The following is a 21,245-nucleotide window of genomic DNA, read 5'->3' as shown; positions in this document are numbered from 1 at the left end:
GCCTCGCCTCTCCTCGTCCGATGCGGGACGGGCGGGCCGGATGCGCCGCCGTCCGTGCGTCCGACGCTAGGCCGGCCGGTCCGCGGCGTCCGGATCCGGGCGCCCCCTTGACGCGAGGCGGGAGGGGCGGCTACCGGCTCACGCCGTCGCGTGCGCGATCGCGCGGGAGGCGCGGCGCCCGACGGCGATGAGGGCCAGCGCCATGCCGCAGATGAACGCGGCGATGACGACCACCCAGACCGCGACGGTCGCGTATCCGCCCGCGTCGGTGGCGGGATCCAGGAACGGGTACGGGTAGTAGGTGGCCGCCCCCGTGACCTCGTTCCCCGTGACGGGACCCCGTGCCAGCGTGACCGCGACCCACACCAGCGGGAAGACGACGACCCGCCCGACCGCGCCGTACCCGAGCGCGCGGCGGTCCGGCGCCAGGAGCCAGTCGAGCAGCACGAGCGCGGGCACGACGACGTGCAGCACCTCGTTCGACCAGGGCAGCTTCCCGCCGGGAATCGTCGGCAGGCCCCGCAGGAGGAGGTTGTAGACCACGCCCGTGGTCACCATGTAGGTGGTCGCGGCGAGCCGGAGCGTCGTCCAGCCGCGGCCGGGGAGGGGGCCGCGGCGGAGCAGCCGCACGGCGCCGATCCCCATCACGACCGCCGCCAGCAGGTTCGACTCGATGGTGAAGTACATGAGGAAGTCGACCGTCTTCCCCCAGATCCCCGCCACCCCGATGCTGCGCCAGTACGCGGAGCTGACGGCGTACTGGCTGATGACGGCGACGAGCACGGCCGCGGTCGTGAGGAGGCGGACGACCGCCCACGTGATGCGCATGGCCCACGGTCCCACACGCCCGTGTCCGCGGGGATCCGGCGGCGGTGCGACGCGCCGGGCGGGCCGTAGGCTGGTCGGATGCATGGTGAGTACAAGGTCCCCGGCGGCAAGCTCGTCGTGGTCGACCTGGACGTGACCGACGGCCGCATCTCGGGGTTCCGCCTCGCGGGCGACTTCTTCCTCGAGCCCGACGACGCGCTCGAGGCGATCGACCGGGCGGTGAACGGCCTCCCCGAGGACAGCGACGCGAACGCGATCGCCGCCGCCATCCGCCGCGCGCTCCCGCCGCAGGCCGTGCTCCTCGGCTTCTCGCCCGAGGCCGTCGCCGTCGCGATCCGCCGCTCCCTGGCCCGCGCCACGAACTGGGGCGACTACGAGTGGGAGGTCATCCACGACCGCGCCTACCGCCCCGTCGAGCAGATGGCCCTCGACCAGGTGCTCGCCGAGGAGGTCGGCGCCGGGCGTCGGAACCCCACGCTGCGCATCTGGGAGTGGGACCAGCCGGCCGTCGTCATCGGCAGCTTCCAGTCGCTGCGCAACGAGGTCGACGCGGAGCAGGCCGCCGCCCACGGCTTCGACGTCGTCCGCCGGGTGTCCGGCGGCGGTGCCATGTACATGGAGGCGGGCGCCGTCATCACGTACTCCATCTACGCGCCCGTCGACCTCGTGCAGGGCATGACGTTCGCCGACTCGTACGCCTACCTCGACGAGTGGGTCATCACCGCCCTCCGCTCGCTCGGCATCGACGCCTCGTACCAGCCGCTCAACGACATCACGAGCCCCACCGGCAAGATCGGCGGCGCCGCGCAGAAGCGCCTGGGCGCCGGCGCCGTGCTGCACCACGTCACCATGAGCTACGACATGGACGGGGAGAAGATGGTGCAGGTGCTGCGCATCGGCCGCGAGAAGATCAGCGACAAGGGCATCACCAGCGCGGCCAAGCGCGTGGACCCGCTCCGCAGCCAGACCGGCATGAGCCGCGCGGAGATCATCGACCGGATGAAGGCCACCTTCACGGGCCTCTACGGCGGCAAGCCCGGCGAGGTCACGCCGGAGGAGTGGGCGAAGACGCGCCAGCTCGTCGCCGACAAGTTCTCCACGCCGGAGTGGCTGACGCGCGTCCCCTGAGCACCCGCGTCATGCGACGGATGCGCGTCGGGGACGCCCTGTCCGCTGGGCGAAGGGCGCCTGTCCGCTCGGCGTCGGGGCGGGCGGGCTCCGCGGCACGGCGGCTAGTGTCCTGTCCGTCGTCGTTCCCGACCCCGCGGGGGCCGAGCGGCGACGAGCGGCACGACCGAACCTCCTCCGGGTGGCTGCGATCGCGACCGCGGGCGGCTCCGTGACGTACGTCGATCGCGGAGCGGTCTCGCGGGGCGCGCATGCGCCCCGCGCGCGACCCGCCTCCGGGGTGCGTGCGACGCCGGTCGGCGGTCAGCCGCGCTCGAGCAGCTCCCGGTAGTCCGGGTGCTCGTCGATCCACTCGGCCACGAACGGGCACGCCGCCACGACCGTGCGCGATCCCTTCCGCACGTCGTCGAGCGCGGCCCGCACGAGCTCGCCGCCGAGGCCGCCGCGCCGCTTCGCGGGGTCGACCTCGGTGTGGGTGAAGACGATGCGGTCGCCCTGGATCAGGTAGTCCGCGAAGCCCGCGCGCTCGCCGTCGAGCCACAGCGTGTAGCGCGAGCCGTCGGGGTCGTGGGTCACGTCGACGCTCATGCCGCCACACTAGGCGCGCTCCCGCGCGGAGTCGATCCGCCAGGACGCCGGGTTACCCTGGACGAGCCCGCCACCCGGGCGCACCCCTACCCCCGGAGCATCACGTGACCGCCGACATCCGCCGCCGCAGCATCCTCGCCGCCGCGCTCGCGGTCCCCGTGACCGCCGTCCTCGCCGCCTGCACGCGCCAGGACCCCGCCCCCCGTGCGACCCGCGACGCGGGCGACGGCGGCCGGCCCGCCGCGTCCGACGCCGCGCCCGCCGTCACCTCCGTGGAGCCCGCGGAGCTCTCCGTCTCGGGCGGGCAGACCGTCACCCTCGCCGGCGCCGGGCTCTCCGCGGCCACCGCCGTCATGTTCTCCGGCACGCCGGGCACCGACCTGCAGGTGGCCGGCGACGGGTCCGTCACGGTCGTCGCGCCCCGCTCGGCCGACTACGAGGACGGGACCGCCGACATCCAGGTCATGGCGGGCGACGCGGCGCTCACCGCCTCGACGGCCGCGTACACGGCGCAGACGCCGGTCGACGCGCAGCTGCAGTACGCGCTCGCGCACTGGGACTCGTACAACCTCGAGGAGTACGGCGACTTCAACCCGTCCGGCGGCGACTGCGTCAACTTCGTCAGCCAGACGCTCATCCAGCGCGGGTGGGAGATGACGACGGAGTGGCACAACCGCGGCGGCGGGTCCGACTGGACCTACGCGTGGATCCACGTGCCCACGTTCGACCGGTGGCTCGCGGCCAACGCCGCCGCGCTCGGCGTGACGCGCCTCGAGCTCGCCGACCGCGACCGCCTGAAGGTGGGCGACATCGTCATCTTCGACTGGAACCGCAACGACTCCGGCGACCACACGCAGATCGTCTCGGCCATCGAGCCGGGCGACGGCGGGAACGTCGTGAAGATGGTCGGCCACAACCTCGACAACGACTACCGCGACCTCGACGAGACCATCACGGTCGAGCACCCCGGCGCCGAGGTGCACTTCTGGAGCGTCTCCTAGCCCGCGTCCCGCGGCCCGCGGAGGACCCGCGGCAGGCGGTCGACGAGGAGCACGGCCAGCACGCCGAGCGCGTAGGCCGCGAGGTCGAGCGGGTCGAAGCCCGTCCCGAGCAGCAGGCGCGAGACCGGCACGTGCGCGGCCCAGGTCTCCGGCCACCCGGTGATCTGCAGGAGCTCGATCCCCGTGCACCACACGAGCACGGCGGCGCCGTGCACGACCGTGTCGACGCGCGGCATCACGGCGATGAGCGCCAGGTGCAGGGCGGCCGCGTAGTGCACGTCGGGCCAGAGCCCGCGTCCGTCGGAGCGGGTGACGACCATGCCCGCGATGACGACCGCGAGGAGCGCCGCCAGCGCGACGACGCGCCGGCGGGCGTGCCCGTCGGGCAGCCGGACGCCGCGGGCGGCCGCCGTGGCCGCCTCGGCCGGGCGGTGGGCGGTCGGGACCGACGGCTCGTCCCAGACGAACGCGTCCACATCCCCGGAATGGCGCATGCCCCCACCGTAGGGACCTCCGGTGGGAGCGCGCTCAGCCGGGGCCGGGGCTGGCTTCCCCGGGCACGGGATCAGGCGCCGAGCGCGGCGTCCACGATGCGCTTGGCCTCCGCCTGCACCTCGTGCAGGTGGTCGAGCCCCACGAACGACTCGGCGTAGATCTTGTACACGTCCTCGGTGCCGCTCGGGCGGGCCGCGAACCACGCGTTGGCCGTGACGACCTTGACGCCGCCGACCGCGGCCCCGTTGCCGGGCGCGCTGCTGAGCTTCGCCGTGATGGGGTCGCCCGCGAGCTCGGTGGCCGTGATGGCGTCGCCGTCCAGCTTGCCGAGCGTGGCCTTCTGCGCCTTGGTCGCGGCGGCGTCCACGCGCTCGTACACGGGGTCGCCGAAGCGCTCCGTGAGCTCCCGGTAGAGGACGCTCGGGGTCCTGCCGGTGACCGCGAGGATCTCCGCGGCCAGCAGCGCGAGCAGGATGCCGTCCTTGTCCGTGGTCCAGACGGTGCCGTCCTTCCGCAGGAAGCTGGCACCGGCCGACTCCTCGCCGCCGAAGCCGACGGATCCGTCGATGAGGCCGGGCACGAACCACTTGAACCCGACCGGCACCTCCCAGAGGCGGCGGCCGAGCGACTCGGCGACGCGGTCGATGACGCTGGAGGAGACGAGCGTCTTGCCGACGCCCGCGTCCTGCCGCCATTCCGGGCGGTGCGCGTAGAGGTAGTCGATCGCGACGGCGAGGTAGTGGTTGGGGTTCATGAGCCCCGCGTCGGGCGTGACGATGCCGTGGCGGTCCGCGTCCGCGTCGTTGCCGGTGAGGATGTCGAAGTCGTCCTTGCGCGCGAGCACGCTCGCCATGGCGGACGCGGACGACGGGTCCATGCGGATCCTCCCGTCCCAGTCGAGGGTCATGAACGCCCACGCCGGGTCGACCTCCGGGTTCACGACCTCCAGGTCGAGGCCGTAGCGCTCGCCGATGGCCGCCCAGTACTCGACGGACGCGCCGCCGAGCGGGTCGGCGCCGATGCGCACGCCCGCCGCCCGGATGGCGTCCATGTCGATGATCGAGCCGAGGTCGTCGACGTAGTGGCCCAGGAAGTCGTAGCCCTCGACCGCCGCGCGCGCCTCCGCGAGGGGCACGCGGCGCACGTCCGCGAGGCCGCCCGCGATGATCTCGTTGGCGCGCGCCGCGATCCAGCCGGTCGCGTCGGAGTCGGCCGGTCCGCCGTGCGGCGGGTTGTACTTGAAGCCGCCGTCGGCCGGCGGGTTGTGGCTGGGGGTCACGACGATGCCGTCGGCCACGTCGTCGTCGCCGTGCCCCGCGTCGCGGTTCCAGCGGAGGATCGCGTGGGACAGCGCCGGCGTGGGGCACCAGGAGTCGCGGGAGTCGGCGAGCACGCGCACGCCGTTGGCGACGAGCACCTCGAGGGCGGTGTCCTCGGCGGGCTTCGAGAGCCCGTGCGTGTCGCGGCCGATGAACAGCGGCCCGGTGATGCCCTGCTCGGCCCGGTACTCGGCGATGGCCTGCGTGATGGCGAGGATGTGGTCCTCGTTGAACGCCGTGTTGAGCGAGCTGCCGCGGTGGCCGCTCGTCCCGAACGCCACCTTCTGCTCGGGATCCGCCACGTCGGGGTGGAGGTCGTGGTACGCCCGGATCAGCTCGTCGATGTCGATGAGGTCGGACGGGAGGGCGGCGGTGCCTGCGCGGTCATGCATGCCCCCATCCTGGCACCGGGGCCCGCCGAATCCCATCTAGGGTGCAGGCATGCCCGCGACCTCCCGACCCGACGAGACGTACAGCTACCTCGGCCCGTCCGGCACCTTCACGGAGGCCGCCCTCAAGCAGGTGGAGGCCGCCCGCGGCCGCACCTGGCGCGCGGTCAACAACGCCTCCGAGGCGCTCGCCGACGTGGTCGCCGGCACGTCGGTCGCCGCGATGATCGCCATCGAGAACTCGGTCGAGGGCGGTGTCACGGCCACGCAGGACGCGCTCGCCAACATCCCGGGCCTCCGGATCCTCAGCGAGCACCTGGTGCCCGTCTCCTTCGACCTCGTGGTGCGCCCGGGCACGGTCCTCGCCGACGTGCGGACGGTCGCCGCGCACCCGGTCGCCTACGGCCAGTGCCGCCGCTTCCTCGAGCGCGAGCTGCCCACGCACGGGCACCTGCCCGCGTCGTCGAACGTGCAGGCCGCCATGTCGCTCCTGGAGGACGGCACTGCCGACGCCGCCATCGCGCCGCCGCAGATCGTGGAGAGCCAGCCGCTCGAGGCCCTGGCGCGCGCCATCGGCGACAACCCGAACGCCGTGACGCGGTTCGTGCTGGTCGGCCGGGCCACGTCGCTGCCCGCGCGCACGGGCGCCGACAAGACGAGCCTCATCGTCGAGCTGCCCGACGACCGCGCCGGATCCCTGCTCGACCTCCTGGAGCAGTTCGCCACCCGCGGGGTGAACCTCGCGCTCATCCAGTCGCGGCCCATCGGCGACGAGCTCGGCCGCTACCGGTTCGTCATCGACGCCGAGGGCCACGTGCACGACGAGCGCGTCGCCGACGCCCTCCTCGGGATCCGCCGGTTCAGCCCCCGGGTCACGTTCCTCGGCTCCTACCCCCGGGCGGACGGGGCGCCGAGCACCTACCGCGCCGAGTACGAGGACGACGTCTTCCTCGAGGCGCGCGACTGGCTGCGGGCCATCCTCGCGGCGGAGCCCGGCGCCGGCGCCTGACGCGACGCCGGACCGGCCGCGGCCGCCTCAGGCCCGGTCGCGGTCCAGATCCTTCGAGCGCGCGCCCGTCGCGCGGCTGATCAGGTAGAGCACGACGCCGACGGCCAGGAGGATCGCGCCGAACAGCCACACCTGCCCGCTCTGCTGCGTGAGCAGCAGGACGCACGACAGCGTGCCGAGCACGGGGACGGCCGTCCACACGCGGAAGTGCTCGTGCTCGACCCGGTCGCGCCGCAGCACCAGCACGGCCACGTTGGTGCTGATGAAGACGAACAGCAGCAGGAGCACGACGGTCTCGGCGAGGGTCCCGACGTCGCCCACCGAGGTCAGCGCGATCGCGACGACCGTGGTCGCGGCGATGGCGACCCACGGGGTGCGCCGCTTCGGCAGCACCTTCCCGAGGACGCCGGGAAGGAGGCCCTGCTCGGCCATGCCGTAGGTGACGCGGCTCGCCATGATCATGGTGAGGAGCGCGCCGTTCGCCACCGCGACGAGGGCGATCAGGCTGAAGACCCACGGCGGGATGCCGACGCCGGTCGCCTCGACCACCGCGAGCAGCGGCCCGGTGGAGTCCTGCAGGTCCTCGGGCGCGAGGGCGGCCGAGCTCGCGAGCGCGACGAGCACGTAGACGACGCCGGCGGTCGCGAGCGAGCCGAAGAGCGCCTTCGGGTACACGCGGCTGGGGTCGCGCACCTCCTCGGCGACGTTGGCGCTCGTCTCGAACCCGACGAACGAGTAGTAGGCGACGATCGCGGCCGACAGCGTCGCGAGCGCGGCGTTCGAGCCCTCCGGGAACCCGGTCACGCGCGACACGTCGCCGCCCCCGCCGCCGAGCATGACCGCCACGACGACGATCACGATCACCAGGCCGCTCAGCTCGACCACCGTCATGATCACGTTGCCGCGCATGCTCTCGGTGATGCCGCGGGCGTTGAGCGCCGCCACGAGCAGCAGGAAGAGGATCGCCGCGGGGATCTGCGGCACGTCCATCACGGGGGCGAGGAGGCTCGACAGGTACTCGCCGGCGAACGCCAGCGACAGGCCGGCGGCGCTCACGACGCCCGCCGCGAGCATGGAGAACCCGACGAGGAACGACACGATCGGCTGCCGGTACGCGCGCTCCGCGAAGATCGCGGCGCCGCCCGCCCTCGGGTACTTCGTCACGAGCTCGGCGTAGGAGCCCGCGGTGAGCAGCGCCAGGAGCAGGGCCACCACGAGCGGCACCCACAGGGCGCCGCCCACGTCCTCCGCGAGCGTGCCCATGAGCGCGTAGATGCCCGCGCCGAGGACGTCGCCCAGGATGAACAGGAACAGCAGCGGCCCGGTGATCGCCTTCTTGAGCTTCGAGCCGTCGGCGGATGCGCCGCCCCCGTCCGTGTCCGTCGTCGTCGCCATGCCGGTCCTCCCTGCGCGTCGCCGGACCCGCGTCCGGCGGCCGCGCGGTCGCGCGACCCATCGAGCCTGGCCCGATCCGGCGTCCGCGTCCCGGTGCGGCGGTCGCCGCCCGGATGCGCCCGGGCCGCTTGGCTAGAGTGACGGGGTGATCGATCCGCAGATTCTCCGCGACCAGCCCGACCTCGTCATCGCCTCGCAGGAGCTCCGCGGCTCCTCCGTGGAGGTGGTCGACCAGGCGGTCGCCGCCGACTCCGAGCGGCGCCTGGCGATCACGGAGTACGAGGGCCTGCGGGCCGAGCAGAACGCGCACGGGAAGCTCGTCGCGAAGGCGGACAAGGCCGACAAGCCGCGCCTCATCGCCGAGGTGCAGGAGCTGAAGGCGCGCGTCACGGCCGCCCAGGAGCGCGCGCAGCGGGCCGAGGCGGCGTTCGACGAGGCGATGCGGCGCATCCCGAACATCGTCATCGACGGCGTGCCCGCGGGCGGCGAGGACGACTGGGCGCTCGTCCGCGAGGTCGGCGAGAAGCCGTCCTTCGACTTCGCGGCCCGCGACCACCTGGAGATCGGGGAGATCCTCGACGCCATCGACATGGGCCGCGGCGCCAAGGTCTCCGGCGCGCGCTTCCACTACCTCAAGGGGATCGGCGCCCGGCTCGAGATCGCCCTGATGAACTTCGGGCTCGCCCGCGCGCTCGAGGCGGGCCTCGTGCCGCTCATCACGCCCACGCTCGTGAAGCCCGAGATCATGGCCGGGACCGGCTTCCTCGGCGCGCACGCCGACGAGGTCTACCACCTCGACGACGACGACCTCTACCTCACGGGCACCAGCGAGGTGGCGCTCGCCGGGTACCACGCCGACGAGATCCTCGATCTGGCCGCGGGGCCCGTGCGCTACGCCGGCTGGTCGACCTGCTACCGCAAGGAGGCGGGCTCCTACGGCAAGGACACCCGCGGCATCATCCGCGTCCACCAGTTCCAGAAGCTCGAGATGTTCAGCTACGTCGACCCGGCCGACGCCGAGGCGGAGCACGACCGCCTGCTCGCCATGCAGGAGCGCATGATGCAGGACCTCGGGCTCTCCTACCGCGTCATCGACACGGCGGCGGGCGACCTGGGCTCGAGCGCCGCCCGCAAGTACGACGTCGAGGCGTGGATCCCGACCCAGGGCGCATACCGCGAGCTCACCTCCACCTCGAACTGCACCACGTTCCAGGCCCGCCGGCTCGGCACCCGCTTCCGCGGCGAGGACGGCCGCACGAGCCCCGTCGCCACGCTCAACGGCACGCTCGCCACCACGCGCTGGATCGTCGCGATCCTCGAGACCCACCAGCTGGCCGACGGGTCGGTCCGGGTGCCCGAGGCGCTCCGTCCGTACCTCGGCGGCCTCGAGACCCTGGAGCCCGCCACGGCGGAGGCGGCCCGATGACCCCGCGCGTGTCCGACGCCGACCGCCTGCTCATCGCCCTCGACATCGACGGCACGCTGCTCGGGGAGGACGGCTCGCTCGACGGGTCCGTCGTCCGCGAGGTGCGCCGCGTGGAGGAGGCCGGCCACCTCGTCATGCCCTCCACCGGCCGCTCCGTCGCCGACACCCTGCCCATCGTGGAGCGCCTGGGGATCCACCCCCGCTACATGGTGTGCTCGAACGGCGCCATCGTGCTGGAGCGCGACGCGGAGGCGCCCACCGGGTACTCCCGCCGCATCGTCGAGACGTTCGACCCGTCGGACGTGCTGCAGCGCATCCGCCCGCACCTCGCGAGCGGCCGGTACGCCGTCGAGGACGAGGAGGGCGTGTACCTGTACTCCGGCGGCGACTTCCCGGACGGCGCGCTGGAGGCCAACGGCCGCCACGTGGAGTTCGAGGAGCTGCTGCACGTGCCCGCGACCCGCGTCGTGGTCATCTCGCCCGGCCATGACATGGAGGACTTCCAGGTCGTCGTGGAGCGCATGGGCCTGCACCGGGTCAGCTACTCCATCGGCTGGACGGCGTGGCTCGACATCGCGCCCGACGGCGTCAACAAGGCCACCGCCATGGAGCGCGTCCGCGAGCTGCACGGCATCGCCCGCTCGCACGTCGTCGCCATGGGCGACGGGCGCAACGACATCGAGATGCTCGAGTGGGCGGGGGAGCACGGACGGGGCATCGCCATGGGCCAGGCGCCCGCCGAGGTCATCGCCGCGTCCACCGAGGTCACGGGGCCCATCACGGAGAACGGGGCGGCCGCGGTCCTCGCCCGGCTCTGAGCGGCGTCGCGGCCTCGCGGCGTGCTGCGCAGGTCGCCGCCGGATTCCCCGGCGCGGGCCGCGCGCTCCCAGCTCCTCCCTGGGGACGGCCCAGCCGCCTCGGATGGCCCCCGTGCGAGAGTGGCACGTCCCGCGCGGTCACCCGGCCGCACCACCGCGGGCCGAGCCGGCCACCGGTAGGCTCCTGATCGATCGCACGTCGCCCGCCCCGCGGGAGCGCGCGCATCGGGAGGGCTGTCCGAGCGGCCGATGGAGCCAGTCTTGAAAACTGGTGGGCAGAGATGTCTCGTGGGTTCGAATCCCACGCCCTCCGCCCGGAGAGGACCCGCATGAGCGACGGCTCCCTGCGCCCCCGCCGGAGGGCGACGCCCCCGGTCATCGCCCGGCACGGCCGCCTCCGCAGGCCGAGCGGCGCGCGGGTGCTCCTCCGGGGCGTCGCCATGGGGGTCGCGGTCCTCCTCGTCAGCGGCATGTCGGTGGCGGCCGTCGCGCTCTGGGACCTCGACCGGGCGGCGCAGGTCGGCACCGTCGACATCAGCGACGGCACCGAGCGGACCACGGTCGGCATCGGCGCGCTCGACGGCGGCTTCAACGTGCTGCTCGCCGGATCCGACACGCGCCAGGGCCAGGGCGACGGGTACGGGCGGACGGACGGCGCGCTCAACGACGTGAACATGGTGCTGCACGTCTCGGCCGACCACTCGCAGGCCACCGTCGTCAGCCTGCCCCGCGACATGGTCGTCCCCATCCCGTCGTGCGTCCGCGCGGACGGGTCCGGCATGGCGCCCGCGATGTCCGCCCAGCCGCTCAACACGGCCCTCTCGGACGGCGGCCTGCCGTGCGTCGCCAAGACGGTGGCGCAGTTCACGGGCCTCGACATCCCGTACGCCGCGCTCATCGAGTTCGACGGGGTCATCGAGATGTCGAACGCGGTCGGCGGCGTGCCCGTCTGCCTCGCGAGCCCCCTGAAGGACAAGCGCACCGACCTCGACCTGCCGGCGGGCGAGAGCACGCTGCAGGGCAAGGAGGCGCTGCAGTTCCTCCGCACGCGCCACGCGGTCGGCGACGGCAGCGACCTGGCCCGCATCAGCAACCAGCAGGTGTTCCTCTCGTCGCTGGTGCGCACCATGAAGCAGTCGAGCACGCTGTCGGACCCCACGCGCGTCTACGGCCTCGCGAAGGCGGCGGTCGACAACATGCAGCGCTCCACCTCGCTCGACTACCAGACCATGGCGTCGATGGCGCTGGCGCTCAAGGACATCCCGCTCGACCAGGTCCGCTTCCTGCAGTACCCGGGATCGACCGCGGGCACCGGCGTCTACGCCGGCAAGGTGCAGCCGCTGACGGCCGACGGGGACCAGCTGATGCAGCTCCTCCGGACGGATGCCCCCTTCGAGGTCGAGGCCGGCAACACCGGCCTCGGCGCGGTCGAGGAGCAGCCCGCGGCATCGACCCCGGCGCCGTCCACGACCGCGCCCGCCGCGGGCGGGACGTCCGATCCGGCGGCCTCGGCGCCGACGGTGCTGCCGGAGGCCATCACGGGCACCGACGCCGGCACGGTCACGTGCTCCAAGGCGTTCGGCTGACCCTCCGCATCGGTGCGGTGCGGTGCGCGGCGGGCGGGGCGCGGGAGGGGCGACGGGACCCCGCTGCACACCCTATGCAGCGAGGGCCCGTCTATCTCGTTCAGCTTTCGACCCGAATCCTCCGCCGGACGAGAATCTCGTTCTCGCCCACGGTGGGCTCGCGACGTCGTCGCGTGCGTGGGGGTGAGCGGCACCGGTTCGGGGGATCCGGGCCGCGGCCACGTGGGCGAGCGGGACATCTCTGGGCTGACACAGCGACACGCGCGGGGTAAGCCGGTCGGGTCCGGCACACGCGTCGAGACAGACACTACGTGTCCGTCGAATGGGGGACAACCGCGCCGCACCCCCCGTTCGGGCTCGTCGCTCCGGCGCAGGTGATGCCGAGGAGGTCGCCGCGTCCGGTACAGTGGACGGGTACGTCTGGAGACGTCGCATAGTTCGGCCTAGTGCACCACCCTGCTAAGGTGGAGTACCCGTATGGGTACCGTGGGTTCAAATCCCACCGTCTCCGCCATCCTCTCCGGTCTCCCGCCGGGTGTCGCGTCGAGACCCGCCCCGCCGGCTGCGGCTGCGCATCTCCGGCCCGCCTCGGCCCCCGGTCCGGGCTCCCCGTCCGGCTCCGTCCCGGTGCCGACCGGATCGGCCCGCCCGCGGCGCGACCCGCGATCGCGCGACCGCGGGTCGTCCGACGGCGCCCGCGGCGGCCTAGCATCACCACCATGAGCGACACGTTTCCCGCTGCGACGCGGCAGCCGGACCCCGAGCACGGCGCCGGCACCACCCTCGGCCTCATCGCCCGCGAGGCCAACGTCTCGATCGGCACCGTGAGCAAGGTCCTGAACGGGCGCAAGGGCATCTCGCCCGCCACCCGCGCGCGCGTCGAGGAGCTCATGGAGCGGCACGGGTACAGTCGCCGCGGCGCCGAGCGTCCCCACGGCGCGCTGATCGAGATCGTGCTCGAGGTCGTCGACACGGGCTTCTCGGTCGACCTCCTGCGCGGGGTCTCGGCGGTCGCCCGGGAGCACGGGCTCAGCGTCATCGTGACCGAGCAGGGGCGCGACACCGCGCTCGACAGCGACTGGATGGCGGGCGTCATGCAGCGCCGGCCCATGGGCCTCGTGCTCGTGTTCTCCGACCTCGCGCCCGCGCAGAAGCGGCAGCTGCGCAGCCGCGGCATCCCGTTCGTGGTGGTGGATCCCGCCGGGTCGCCCGCCGCGGACGTGCCGGCGGTGGGGTCCACGAACTGGGAGGGCGGCCACGCGGCGGGGGAGCACCTCCTCGGCCTCGGGCACACGCGCATCGGCGCGATCAGCGGGCCGCCGCACCGCCTCTACTCCCGCGCGCGCATGTCGGGCTTCCGCTGCGCCCTGGAGGCCGCGGGGCCGCACGTCACGCTCGACGAGCGCGAGGGCGACTTCGGCCGCTCGGCCGGCTACCGCGCCGGCGGCGCGATGCTCGACGCCTCCGAGCGGCCCACCGCGATCTTCGCCGGCAACGACGAGCAGGCCCTGGGCCTGTACGAGGCGGCGCGGGAGCGCGGGATCCGCATCCCGGCCGACCTCTCGGTGCTCGGCTACGACGACCTCCCGTTCGCCCGCATCGTGTCCCCGGCGCTCAGCACCGTGCGCCAGCCGGTGCGCGAGATGGCCGAGGCCGCCGCGCGCATGGTGCTGCGGATCCGCGAGGGCCGGGACGACGAGCCGACGCGCCTCGACCTCGCGACGGCGCTCGTCGAGCGCGGCAGCACGGCGGCCCCGGCGGACGTGGTGTCGGCGCACGAGTGAAAGGTTTCGGATCGTCCGCGCCCTGCTTGCCCCCGCCGTCCGCCGGTGCGTAGCGTTCGAGGGGCGCACGGCAGCCGACCGGTGGCGCTCGACGAAGGAGTCGCAGTGATGCAGATGCCCCGCACGTCCGTCAGTCCGCCCAGCGGCCAGCCCGAGCGGACGGTCCTCGCGTGACCGCGGCGCGGAAGGCGCTCATCGTCCGCGGCGGCTGGGACGGTCACATGCCCGTGGAGACGACCGGGCTGTTCATCCCGTTCCTCGAGGAGAACGGCTTCGACGTGCGCGTCGAGGAGGGATCGGCCGTCTACGCCGACGCCGACGCGATGGCCGAGACCGACCTCATCGTGCAGGCCAACACCATGACCACCATCGAGCCGGAGGAGATGGCGGGCCTCCGCGCCGCCGTCATCGCCGGCACCGGCATGGCCGGCTGGCACGGCGGCATCGCGGACTCCTACCGGAACACCGCCGACTACCTGCACATGATCGGCGGCCAGTTCGCCCACCACGCGGGCAAGGACCCGGCCGAGCGCACCGGCGAGCAGTCCGACAACTACATCCCGTACACGGTGGAGATGACGGAGCTCGGGCGCACGCACGAGATCACGCAGGGGATCGCCGACTTCGACCTCGTCACCGAGCAGTACTGGGTGCTGAGCGACGAGTACAACGACGTGCTGGCCACCACCACGCAGACCGTCCGGCCGTGGGATCCGTGGCACCGGCCCGTGACGGCGCCCGCCATCTGGACCCGCCAGTGGGGCGAGGGCCGCATCTTCGTCTCCGCCCCCGGCCACCGCATCGAGGTCGTCGAGGACCCGAACGTCCGCACCATCATCGAGAGGGGCCTCCTGTGGGCAGCACGCTGAAGCACGACGACGACGCCATGACCCTCGGGATCGTCGGCGTCGGGAAGATCAGCGAGCAGTACTTCGCGGCGTTCGAGTCCCTGCCGGGCGTCCGGCTCGTCGCGGTCGCCGACCTCGACCTCGACCGCGCCCGCACGGTCGCCGAGGCGCAGGGCGTGGACGCGCTGAGCGTCGACGACCTCATCGCCGACCCGCGCATCGACACGGTGCTGAACCTCACGATCCCCGCGGCGCACGCCGAGGTCGACCTGCGCGTGCTCGAGGCGGGCAAGCACGTGTACGGCGAGAAGCCGCTCGCGCTGAGCCCCGCCGAGGCCGAGCCGATCCTGCGCCTCGCGGAGGAGCGGGGCCTGCGGGTCGGATCCGCGCCGGACACCGTCCTGGGCACCGGGATCCAGACGGCGCGCGCCGTGCTCGACGCGGGCACGATCGGGCGGCCCGTCGCGGCGAACGCCTTCTGGGGCGCGCCCGGCCACGAGCTCTGGCACCCCGCACCGGCGTTCTACTACCAGCCGGGTGCCGGCCCGCTCTTCGACATGGGCCCGTACTACCTGACCGCGCTCGTGACGCTGCTCGGCCCCGTCACGCGGGTGCAGGGCGCGTCGCTCCGGTCCGACCGCGTGCGCTCCGCCGCCTCCGACCCGGAGTCCCGCGAGATCCCGGTGACGGTCGACACGCACGTGAGCGCCGTGCTCACGCACGCCTCGGGCGCTGTGTCCACCGTGACGATGAGCTTCGACGTATGGGCGACGCGCATCCCGAACATCGAGGTGTACGGCACCGCGGGCACCCTCTCGGTACCCGATCCCAACCACTTCTCGGGGACGGTGCAGGTCGCGACCTCCGCGGATCGGGAGTGGGCCGACGTGGAGCCGAGCGCCGGCTTCGTGGACGCCGGCCGCGGATGCGGCCTGGCGGAGATGGCCGACGCGATCCGCCGCGGGGCCCCGCACCGGGCGTCGGGCGAGCTCGCCTTCCACGTGCTGGAGGTCATGGACGCGATCCTCGACCCGTCGGCGACGGGGGAGATCCGGAGCACCGTGGAGCGTCCGGAGGCCGTGCCGCTGGGACAGCCGGGGCGCTCCGGCGACTGACCGGGACGGCGCGCGGACGGGTGGTGGGCAGCCTTCCACAATCCCGTCCGCCCGCCGTCCGCGGCACGCGCCGCGGACTACCCTGACGCCGTGACCCGCCACTTCTCGCAGTTCCTCTTCGCGCCGTACGGCGACGGGGAGGGCCTGCGCGCCGTGGACGCGCGTCCGGCAGACGAGCGGCTGCTCGGCTCCGGAACGCCGCTCGGCTCCGGAACGCCGCTCGGCACCGGGTGGCGCGACGAGGAGGGGGCGGGCAGCGCGGCTGCCGTCGCAGACGGAGCGGACGAGGCCGACGGCGCCGACTGGCCGGCGCTCACCGCCGTCGAATGGCCGCTCACGCACCGCCCCTTCGACGACGACGGGCCGGTGCTCGCGGAGGGGCGCTTCGCCGCCGCCGCCGCCGACGAGGACCCGGACGGGGAGGCGCAGGAGGAGGCCGCGGCGCACGCGGCCCGGGCGGCGCTGCTGGCCGAGGTCTACGGCTGGCCCCACCGCGCGGTCTGAGCGCGACCGGCGCAGCGCCTAGTCGCCCGCCAGCACCGCCCACGCGTGCGCCGGGATTCGTCCCGCGCCATCGAGGCCGCCCGCCTCGACGCGGTCGGCGGATCCGGTGACCTCGACGGCCTCGTCGCCGAGGTTCAACACGAGGCGGAGCGCGTCCGCCGCGCCGGGGGCGACGCCGCCCGCCGCACCGGAGCCCGAGGGGCGCAGCGTGATCGTGAGGGCGGTGTTGGTGAGCCCGGAGGTCGCGATCCCCGCGTCCACCAGCCAGGGGTGCCGGCGGCGGAGGCCGACCAGCTCCTGGTGCAGGCTCCGGATCCGCGCGGCGTCCGGGTCGCCGGGCAGCTCCTCGGGGGTGGCCGGGTAGGCGGGGCGCACGGCGTCGTCGCCGCCCGCGCGGTCCTCCTTCACGCCCGTGAGGCCGCGCTCGTCGCCCGCGTAGATCGACGGGATGCCGGGCAGCAGGAGCAGCAGGGCCACGGCGTGGCCGAGGTGCCGCGGATCCAGCGCGGAGGCGATGCGCGTCACGTCGTGGTTGCCGACGAAGGTCTGCGGCGTGAAGGACGGCAGCAGCTCGGCGTGGCGCGTGAGCGTCCAGTCGAGCTCGAAGAGGTTCCGCTCGGCGATCGAGTTCCGGATCGACTTCCACAGCTCGTAGGCCGTGATGGAGTCGACGCTCGACTCCGCCCGGTAGTCGGCGTAGTCGCCGTGGATCATCTCGCCCACGAACCACGCGTCGGGGTGCCGTTCGCGGACGCGCGGGAGCACGGCCGCCCAGAACGCGGCGGGCACGGCGTACGCCGCGTCGAGCCGCCAGCCGGAGATCCCGCGGTCGAGCCAGTGCGCCATCACGTCGGCGACGTGCGCGCGCACGGCCTCGGAGTCGTGGTCGAGCGTGACGAGCGCCCCGTGGCCCTCGAAGCCGACGGGCTCCCCGGCCTCGTCCCAGCGGAACCAGGACGCCGCCTCGGATCCGGGACCGTCGGCCATCGCCTGCACGAACCGCGGGTGGCTGCGGCCCACGTGGTTGAACACGCCGTCGAGCAGGACGCGCACGCCGCGCGCGGACGCGTCGGCGAGGAGGGCCTCGAGGTCGGCGTCGTCGCCGAGCCGCGGGTCGACCGCGAGGTGGTCGCGGGTGTCGTAGCCGTGCGTCTCCGAGTCGAAGACCGGGCCGAGCAGCAGGCCGTTGGCGCCGAGGTCGACGAGGTACGGCAGCCACGCGCGGATCCGGTCGAGGCGGTGCGCGGGCCCGGCCGCGCCGGCCGCGGGGGAGCCGCCGTCGGGGCCGGCGAGGTCGTCGCGGGTCTGCGGGGCGCCGGTGAAGCCGAGCGGGTAGACGTGCCACCAGACGACGTGGTCGGTCCAGGATGCCAAGGGTCGCTCCTCGCGGTTCGGGTCGATCCAGCCTAATCAGCGGGTCGCGGGGCGCTCGCCGGACGGGCTCCCCGGGACATCGCGCAGCCGCCGGCGGGCGACGCGCGGCGCGGATTCGCGAGGCGGCCCGCGAGCATGTAGTCTGTCTCCCGGCCTGATCGCCGCTCGCGGAGATCATCGCCGTACGACTGCGCCCGTAGCTCAACGGATAGAGCATCTGACTACGGATCAGAAGGTTGGGGGTTCGAATCCCTCCGGGCGCACAGCACCTCCGGGTGCGCATCTCTGGTTGAGACAGAATGGAACGGCCCGCCTCGTGCGGGCCGTTCTCGTCTCCCGAGGCTGTCCTGGTCCTCCGGCCGTCCTCGTCGGACGGCTCCCCGGCGTCCGCCCGGCCCGCCGCTCCCGGCCCGCCGCTCCCGGCCCGCCGCTCCCGGCCCGCCGCTCCCGGCCCGCCGCTCCCGGCCCGCCTCAGCGGACGGCCGCGAGCGGCTCCACGACCCCGTGCTCGTACGCCCAGATCGTCGCGTGCAGGCGGTCCCGCACGCCGAGCTTGTCGAGCGTCCGGCTCACGTGCGTCTTCACCGTCGTCGGCGCGAGGAACAGGCGCCCGGCGATCTCGGCGTTCGAGAGCCCGCGCGCCACGAGCACGAGGATCTCGCGCTCCCGCGCCGTCAGCCGGGCCAGCTCCGTGCCCGCGCCGTCAGCGCCGCGCCCGCGCCCGTTGTCGACCAGCGCGCTCACGGCGCCGGCTCCGGGGTGGGCGCGGGGTCGGGTGCGGGCTCCTCCGCCGGCGCGTCCTCCGGCGCCGTCGTCGCGTCGCCGCTCGGCGCGGGGCCCGGCGTCGCGGTTCCGACCGACCCCAGGGGCAGCGCCTTGGCGAACGGCGGGCGCACGACCCCCGAGCCGGAGGGCACGCTCCCGTCGGCGACGGCGATCATGTCCCGCTCGAGGGGGAACACGTTCCAGGCGCCGTCGGCGGGCGACACGTGCTCGCCCGTCGTCGGGTCGACGACCCGGCCGTCCTCCTCGATGCCGCTGACCGTCGTCACGGGCTCCCCGTCCTGGTCGAACAGCTGCACGCGGTCGAGGAGCTCCCCGTCGGCGTCGTAGGCGAACAGGTTCGCGATCGCCTTGCCGTCGAGGAGGAGCCCCGGCTCCTCGTAGGGCGCGTAGGCGCTCTCGTCGACGTATCCGTCGCTCCCCGAGTCGGTGAGCGCGACGGGGACGAGGACCAGGAGCGAGAGGGCGGTGCCCACGCTGACGACCGTCCGCGAGGTGCGCAGGAACCGGTTCCCCGCCCAGCGGCCCCGGCCCCACTGCACGCTGACCAGCGTGAGGGCGGCGATCAGCAGCCAGCCCAGCGGACCGCCCGGGAGCAGGGTGAAGGGGTGCGACGAGCCGAAGACGACGGCGAGCACGACGAGGGCGCACTGGTAGCCGGCCCAGGCCCGCAGCAGCCACCACACCGTGCGGAAGACGATCAGGAGGTCGAGGACCGCGGAGAGCTCGCGGTTCGCGCGGACGGTGCGCAGCATCTCGCGCCCGGTCTCGTCGATCCGCTGCCGGAGCAGCGACAGGGGCGAGGCGACAGCGGCAGCGGCCGCCGTGCGCTCGGGGAGCCCCGCGGAGGAGCGCAGCTCGTCGGCGTAGCGCGCGGGGTCGCCGAGCTCGAGGGCGCCGTCGTGGTCGGCGGCCTCCTCCTGCAGGTCGGCCTCGAGGCCGCCCGTGAGGTCGTCGACGTCCTCCGGGTCGAGGTCGGCCAGCCGGGCGCGCACGGCGGCGGCGAAGGCCCGGATGCGGGTGTCGAGGGCGGGATCTGCGGTGTTCACGGCTTCTCTCCGATCGTGCGGACGTGGACGGATGCGGGCACGGCGCCGGCGCCGGCAGCCCGCCCCGCGGGTCGGGCGGACGGCGAGGCCGGGTCGCCGAGCAGTCCGCTCATCGCCGTGGCGAAGGCCGCCCAGGTGGCGCGCTGCCCCGCGAGCAGCTCGCGGCCCTCGGGGTTGATCGCGTAGTACTTCCGGTGCGGGCCGCCCTCCGACGGCACCACGTAGCTCGACAGCGCGCCGGCCGCGTAGAGGCGGCGCAGCGTGCCGTACACCGAGGCGTCGCCCACGTCGCCGAGGCCGGCGTCGCGGAGGCGGCGGACGATGTCGTAGCCGTACCCGTCGTCGTGCTGCACGACGGCGAGCACCGCGGTGTCGAGCGCTCCCTTGAGGAGCTGCGTGGTGTCCATCAGCCGTTCTCTCTCATGCGTCGCACGGTATCACGCACTGCGCGGTACTTCGGAGTGCCATGCATGCGGCGTGTCCGAGCAGGCAGGGCCGCTGGGTTCCGCGCCCGGGTCGTCGGGCTCCCGGACAGCGTGCCGCCACGGCCGCCGGTGCTACCGTCGAGCATGCCCCTCGTCCTGGAGGCCCTCGGCCGCGTCCTCGCCCTCGTGGGCGACGTCGTGCTGGGCGGCGCGGGCGTGGCGCCGGCGGTGCTCCTCGCGGCCCTCGTGGGTGCGGCCTCCGCCGCCTCCGTGGCCGCCACGGTCGCGCTCGTGCGCATCGCCGCCGCCCGCGGGCTCCTCGGCCGCGGTGCGCCGCCGAGGCGACCCGACGAGGACGTCGACCTCCCGGTCCTCGTGTCCTCCAGCGACCCGGACGCCGACGGCCACGAGCGCTCCCGGGCCCCGGGGCGCGCGACGCGGGTCGTCGTGCCCGCGCCGCACCCGGCCGCCTGACCGCGGCCCCCACGGGTCCCGCCGCCCTCACGGCACGGGACCGGGCGCGCGCCGGCATGCGACGACCAGACGGACCCCCTCCGCTCTCGTCGCAAGGAACACCGTGGACCCCACATCGATCGCCCCCGTCCGAGCCGTCCTCGACGGCCTGTCCCAGCTCGTCGTCGGCCTCGCCGACCTGATCCACCCGCTCGCCGGCGCCTCGGCGACCGGCGTCGCCGTCGTCCTGCTGACCCTCGGCGTGCGCGCCCTGCTCGTGCCGGTCGGCGTCGCGCAGGTGCGCGCCGAGATCCAGCGCCGCCGCCTGGCGCCCGCGCTCGCCGACCTCCGCCGCCGGCACGCCGGGCATCCCGAGCGGCTGTCGCGCGCGACGCAGGAGCTCTACGCCCGCGAGGGCGCGTCCCCGCTCGCCGGATGCCTGCCGACGCTCGCGCAGGCACCCGTGCTCGCCGCCGTCTACGCCCTGTTCGCGCACGGCCGGATCGGCGGGGAGGCGAACGCCCTGCTCGCGGCGCCGTTCGGCGGCGTGCCCCTCGGGACGAGCGCGCTGGCGTCCGCGGGGCTGGGGCTCGCGCCCGTGCTCGTCTGCGCCGCCGTGCTCGCCGTGCTGGCGGTGGTCGTGGAGGTGCGCCGACGCGCCGACCTCCGCTTCCAGGGCCCGCCCGCGCCCGCCGACCCGGCCGTGCCCGGGATGGCGGGGATGCTCCGCGTGCTGCCGTTCGTCACCGTGGCGTTCGCCGCCGTCGCCCCGCTCGCGGCCGCCCTGTACCTCCTCGCGAGCGCCGCGTGGACGCTGGGGGAGCGCGCCGTGCTCCGCTGCGTGCTCGGGCGGGCGCCCGCCCGGGGCGCGGGGACGTGATCGGCGGGGCCGGTGCGCCGCGCCGGCTCTGGGAGGATCGGGGCACAC

General features: G+C 74.4%; 21 protein-coding genes and 3 tRNA genes. 15 read left to right on the top strand and 9 right to left on the bottom strand.

Annotated features, from left to right (window positions below):
• Nucleotides 1-138: 138 nt before the first annotated feature.
• Nucleotides 139-828, bottom strand: coding sequence for a Pr6Pr family membrane protein (locus tag AC07VC_RS13955; RefSeq protein WP_494675029.1), 690 nt, complete (start codon nt 826-828; stop codon nt 139-141).
• A 78-nt stretch (nt 829-906) separates the two neighbouring features.
• Here AC07VC_RS13955 and lplAB point away from each other — a divergent pair, with 78 nt between their 5' ends.
• The gene (gene lplAB / locus AC07VC_RS13950; RefSeq protein ID WP_104289635.1) at nt 907-1,956 is read left to right on the top strand and encodes a lipoate-protein ligase LplAB; all 1,050 of its coding nucleotides are present in this window, start codon (nt 907-909) and stop codon (nt 1,954-1,956) included.
• Nucleotides 1,957-2,259: 303 nt separating this feature from the next.
• Here the strand turns inward: lplAB and AC07VC_RS13945 are convergent, their stop codons facing one another.
• Entirely contained in the window at nt 2,260-2,544 is a 285-nt protein-coding gene (locus AC07VC_RS13945; RefSeq protein ID WP_317229066.1) for a GNAT family N-acetyltransferase, read from the bottom strand.
• Nucleotides 2,545-2,648: 104 nt separating this feature from the next.
• On the opposite strand from AC07VC_RS13945, the gene AC07VC_RS13940 reads away from it, so the two are divergent.
• Nucleotides 2,649-3,545, top strand: coding sequence for an amidase domain-containing protein (locus tag AC07VC_RS13940; protein ID WP_494675030.1), 897 nt, complete (start codon nt 2,649-2,651; stop codon nt 3,543-3,545).
• Here AC07VC_RS13940 and AC07VC_RS13935 read toward each other — a convergent pair.
• Complete coding sequence (locus AC07VC_RS13935) at nt 3,542-4,039, bottom strand: ribosomal maturation YjgA family protein (RefSeq protein ID WP_494675031.1); 498 nt, start codon at nt 4,037-4,039, stop codon at nt 3,542-3,544. The genes AC07VC_RS13940 and AC07VC_RS13935 overlap by 4 nt on opposite strands.
• Before the next feature lie 71 nt (nt 4,040-4,110).
• Nucleotides 4,111-5,751: a phosphoglucomutase (alpha-D-glucose-1,6-bisphosphate-dependent) gene (gene pgm, locus AC07VC_RS13930; protein ID WP_494675032.1), complete on the bottom strand. Its 1,641-nt coding sequence runs from the start codon at nt 5,749-5,751 to the stop codon at nt 4,111-4,113.
• A 49-nt stretch (nt 5,752-5,800) separates the two neighbouring features.
• Here pgm and pheA point away from each other — a divergent pair, with 49 nt between their 5' ends.
• Nucleotides 5,801-6,757 carry a prephenate dehydratase gene (gene pheA / locus AC07VC_RS13925; protein WP_494675033.1) on the top strand — a complete coding sequence of 319 codons (957 nt, stop codon included), beginning with the start codon at nt 5,801-5,803 and terminating at the stop codon, nt 6,755-6,757.
• A gap of 27 nt (nt 6,758-6,784) precedes the next feature.
• Here pheA and AC07VC_RS13920 read toward each other — a convergent pair whose 3' ends face one another.
• The gene (locus tag AC07VC_RS13920; RefSeq protein WP_494675034.1) at nt 6,785-8,152 is read right to left on the bottom strand and encodes an APC family permease; all 1,368 of its coding nucleotides are present in this window, start codon (nt 8,150-8,152) and stop codon (nt 6,785-6,787) included.
• Nucleotides 8,153-8,297: 145 nt separating this feature from the next.
• Here AC07VC_RS13920 and serS point away from each other — a divergent pair, with 145 nt between their 5' ends.
• The 9 genes from serS to AC07VC_RS13875 all read left to right on the top strand — a co-directional run bounded on the left by serS (nt 8,298) and on the right by AC07VC_RS13875 (nt 16,233).
• Nucleotides 8,298-9,578, top strand: coding sequence for a serine--tRNA ligase (gene serS / locus AC07VC_RS13915; RefSeq protein ID WP_317229072.1), 1,281 nt, complete (start codon nt 8,298-8,300; stop codon nt 9,576-9,578).
• The gene (locus tag AC07VC_RS13910) at nt 9,575-10,396 is read left to right on the top strand and encodes an HAD family hydrolase (RefSeq protein ID WP_317229073.1); all 822 of its coding nucleotides are present in this window, start codon (nt 9,575-9,577) and stop codon (nt 10,394-10,396) included. The genes serS and AC07VC_RS13910 overlap by 4 nt, the downstream gene beginning before the upstream one ends.
• 228 nt (nt 10,397-10,624) lie before the next feature.
• Nucleotides 10,625-10,709: transfer RNA gene (locus tag AC07VC_RS13905), tRNA-Ser, on the top strand.
• Between the two features lie 16 nt (nt 10,710-10,725).
• Nucleotides 10,726-11,982 carry an LCP family protein gene (locus tag AC07VC_RS13900; RefSeq protein ID WP_494675035.1) on the top strand — a complete coding sequence of 419 codons (1,257 nt, stop codon included), beginning with the start codon at nt 10,726-10,728 and terminating at the stop codon, nt 11,980-11,982.
• 422 nt (nt 11,983-12,404) lie between these two features.
• A tRNA-Ser gene (locus tag AC07VC_RS13895) sits at nt 12,405-12,496 on the top strand.
• Nucleotides 12,497-12,701: 205 nt separating this feature from the next.
• Nucleotides 12,702-13,766 carry a LacI family DNA-binding transcriptional regulator gene (locus AC07VC_RS13890; RefSeq protein WP_494675036.1) on the top strand — a complete coding sequence of 355 codons (1,065 nt, stop codon included), beginning with the start codon at nt 12,702-12,704 and terminating at the stop codon, nt 13,764-13,766.
• 170 nt (nt 13,767-13,936) lie between these two features.
• Nucleotides 13,937-14,635: a ThuA domain-containing protein gene (locus tag AC07VC_RS13885; RefSeq protein WP_094114989.1), complete on the top strand. Its 699-nt coding sequence runs from the start codon at nt 13,937-13,939 to the stop codon at nt 14,633-14,635.
• A 17-nt stretch (nt 14,636-14,652) separates the two neighbouring features.
• On the top strand, nt 14,653-15,729 hold the full coding sequence (locus AC07VC_RS13880) for a Gfo/Idh/MocA family protein (protein WP_317229081.1): 1,077 nt from the start codon (nt 14,653-14,655) through the stop codon (nt 15,727-15,729).
• A gap of 90 nt (nt 15,730-15,819) precedes the next feature.
• A complete protein-coding gene (locus tag AC07VC_RS13875) occupies nt 15,820-16,233 on the top strand; it encodes a hypothetical protein (protein ID WP_494675037.1) in 414 nt (137 codons plus the stop codon).
• 18 nt (nt 16,234-16,251) lie between these two features.
• Here the strand turns inward: AC07VC_RS13875 and AC07VC_RS13870 are convergent, their stop codons facing one another.
• Nucleotides 16,252-17,607: an alpha-amylase family protein gene (locus tag AC07VC_RS13870; RefSeq protein WP_494675038.1), complete on the bottom strand. Its 1,356-nt coding sequence runs from the start codon at nt 17,605-17,607 to the stop codon at nt 16,252-16,254.
• A 190-nt stretch (nt 17,608-17,797) separates the two neighbouring features.
• Between AC07VC_RS13870 and AC07VC_RS13865 the strand changes: the two genes are divergently transcribed.
• Nucleotides 17,798-17,870, top strand: a tRNA-Arg gene (locus AC07VC_RS13865).
• 208 nt (nt 17,871-18,078) lie between these two features.
• Here the strand turns inward: AC07VC_RS13865 and AC07VC_RS13860 are convergent.
• Genes AC07VC_RS13860 through AC07VC_RS13850 form a run of 3 tightly spaced genes read right to left on the bottom strand, consistent with a single transcriptional unit; the run spans nt 18,079 to nt 19,846 of the window.
• Nucleotides 18,079-18,351, bottom strand: coding sequence for a response regulator transcription factor (locus AC07VC_RS13860; protein ID WP_494675039.1), 273 nt, complete (start codon nt 18,349-18,351; stop codon nt 18,079-18,081).
• Entirely contained in the window at nt 18,348-19,439 is a 1,092-nt protein-coding gene (locus AC07VC_RS13855) for a hypothetical protein (RefSeq protein ID WP_494675040.1), read from the bottom strand. Before AC07VC_RS13855 ends, AC07VC_RS13860 begins: the two co-directional genes overlap by 4 nt.
• A complete protein-coding gene (locus AC07VC_RS13850; protein ID WP_494675041.1) occupies nt 19,436-19,846 on the bottom strand; it encodes a PadR family transcriptional regulator in 411 nt (136 codons plus the stop codon). Before AC07VC_RS13850 ends, AC07VC_RS13855 begins: the two co-directional genes overlap by 4 nt.
• A 162-nt stretch (nt 19,847-20,008) precedes the next feature.
• Here AC07VC_RS13850 and AC07VC_RS13845 point away from each other — a divergent pair, with 162 nt between their 5' ends.
• Both AC07VC_RS13845 and AC07VC_RS13840 read left to right on the top strand, forming a co-directional pair.
• Complete coding sequence (locus tag AC07VC_RS13845; protein ID WP_494675042.1) at nt 20,009-20,338, top strand: DUF6412 domain-containing protein; 330 nt, start codon at nt 20,009-20,011, stop codon at nt 20,336-20,338.
• 103 nt (nt 20,339-20,441) lie between these two features.
• The gene (locus tag AC07VC_RS13840) at nt 20,442-21,197 is read left to right on the top strand and encodes a YidC/Oxa1 family membrane protein insertase (RefSeq protein ID WP_494675043.1); all 756 of its coding nucleotides are present in this window, start codon (nt 20,442-20,444) and stop codon (nt 21,195-21,197) included.
• Nucleotides 21,198-21,245 lie beyond the last annotated feature (48 nt).

Source organism: Clavibacter sp. GW821-FHT01D01 (assembly GCF_059422605.1).
Note: the sequence above shows the minus strand (reverse complement) of the source record. Positions and strands in the feature narration are given on the sequence as shown.

Excerpts from the sequence above, each read along its gene's own strand:
- AC07VC_RS13955 (WP_494675029.1), bottom strand. The coding sequence starts at position 828 with ATGCGCATCACGTGGGCGGTCGTCCGCCTCCTCACGACCGCGGCCGTG.
- lplAB (WP_104289635.1), top strand. The coding sequence starts at position 907 with ATGCATGGTGAGTACAAGGTCCCCGGCGGCAAGCTCGTCGTGGTCGAC.
- AC07VC_RS13945 (WP_317229066.1), bottom strand. The coding sequence starts at position 2,544 with ATGAGCGTCGACGTGACCCACGACCCCGACGGCTCGCGCTACACGCTG.
- AC07VC_RS13935 (WP_494675031.1), bottom strand. The coding sequence starts at position 4,039 with ATGCGCCATTCCGGGGATGTGGACGCGTTCGTCTGGGACGAGCCGTCG.
- pgm (WP_494675032.1), bottom strand. The coding sequence starts at position 5,751 with ATGCATGACCGCGCAGGCACCGCCGCCCTCCCGTCCGACCTCATCGAC.
- pheA (WP_494675033.1), top strand. The coding sequence starts at position 5,801 with ATGCCCGCGACCTCCCGACCCGACGAGACGTACAGCTACCTCGGCCCG.
- AC07VC_RS13920 (WP_494675034.1), bottom strand. The coding sequence starts at position 8,152 with ATGGCGACGACGACGGACACGGACGGGGGCGGCGCATCCGCCGACGGC.
- AC07VC_RS13910 (WP_317229073.1), top strand. The coding sequence starts at position 9,575 with ATGACCCCGCGCGTGTCCGACGCCGACCGCCTGCTCATCGCCCTCGAC.
- AC07VC_RS13900 (WP_494675035.1), top strand. The coding sequence starts at position 10,726 with ATGAGCGACGGCTCCCTGCGCCCCCGCCGGAGGGCGACGCCCCCGGTC.
- AC07VC_RS13890 (WP_494675036.1), top strand. The coding sequence starts at position 12,702 with ATGAGCGACACGTTTCCCGCTGCGACGCGGCAGCCGGACCCCGAGCAC.
- AC07VC_RS13880 (WP_317229081.1), top strand. The coding sequence starts at position 14,653 with ATGACCCTCGGGATCGTCGGCGTCGGGAAGATCAGCGAGCAGTACTTC.
- AC07VC_RS13850 (WP_494675041.1), bottom strand. The coding sequence starts at position 19,846 with ATGGACACCACGCAGCTCCTCAAGGGAGCGCTCGACACCGCGGTGCTC.
- AC07VC_RS13845 (WP_494675042.1), top strand. The coding sequence starts at position 20,009 with ATGCCCCTCGTCCTGGAGGCCCTCGGCCGCGTCCTCGCCCTCGTGGGC.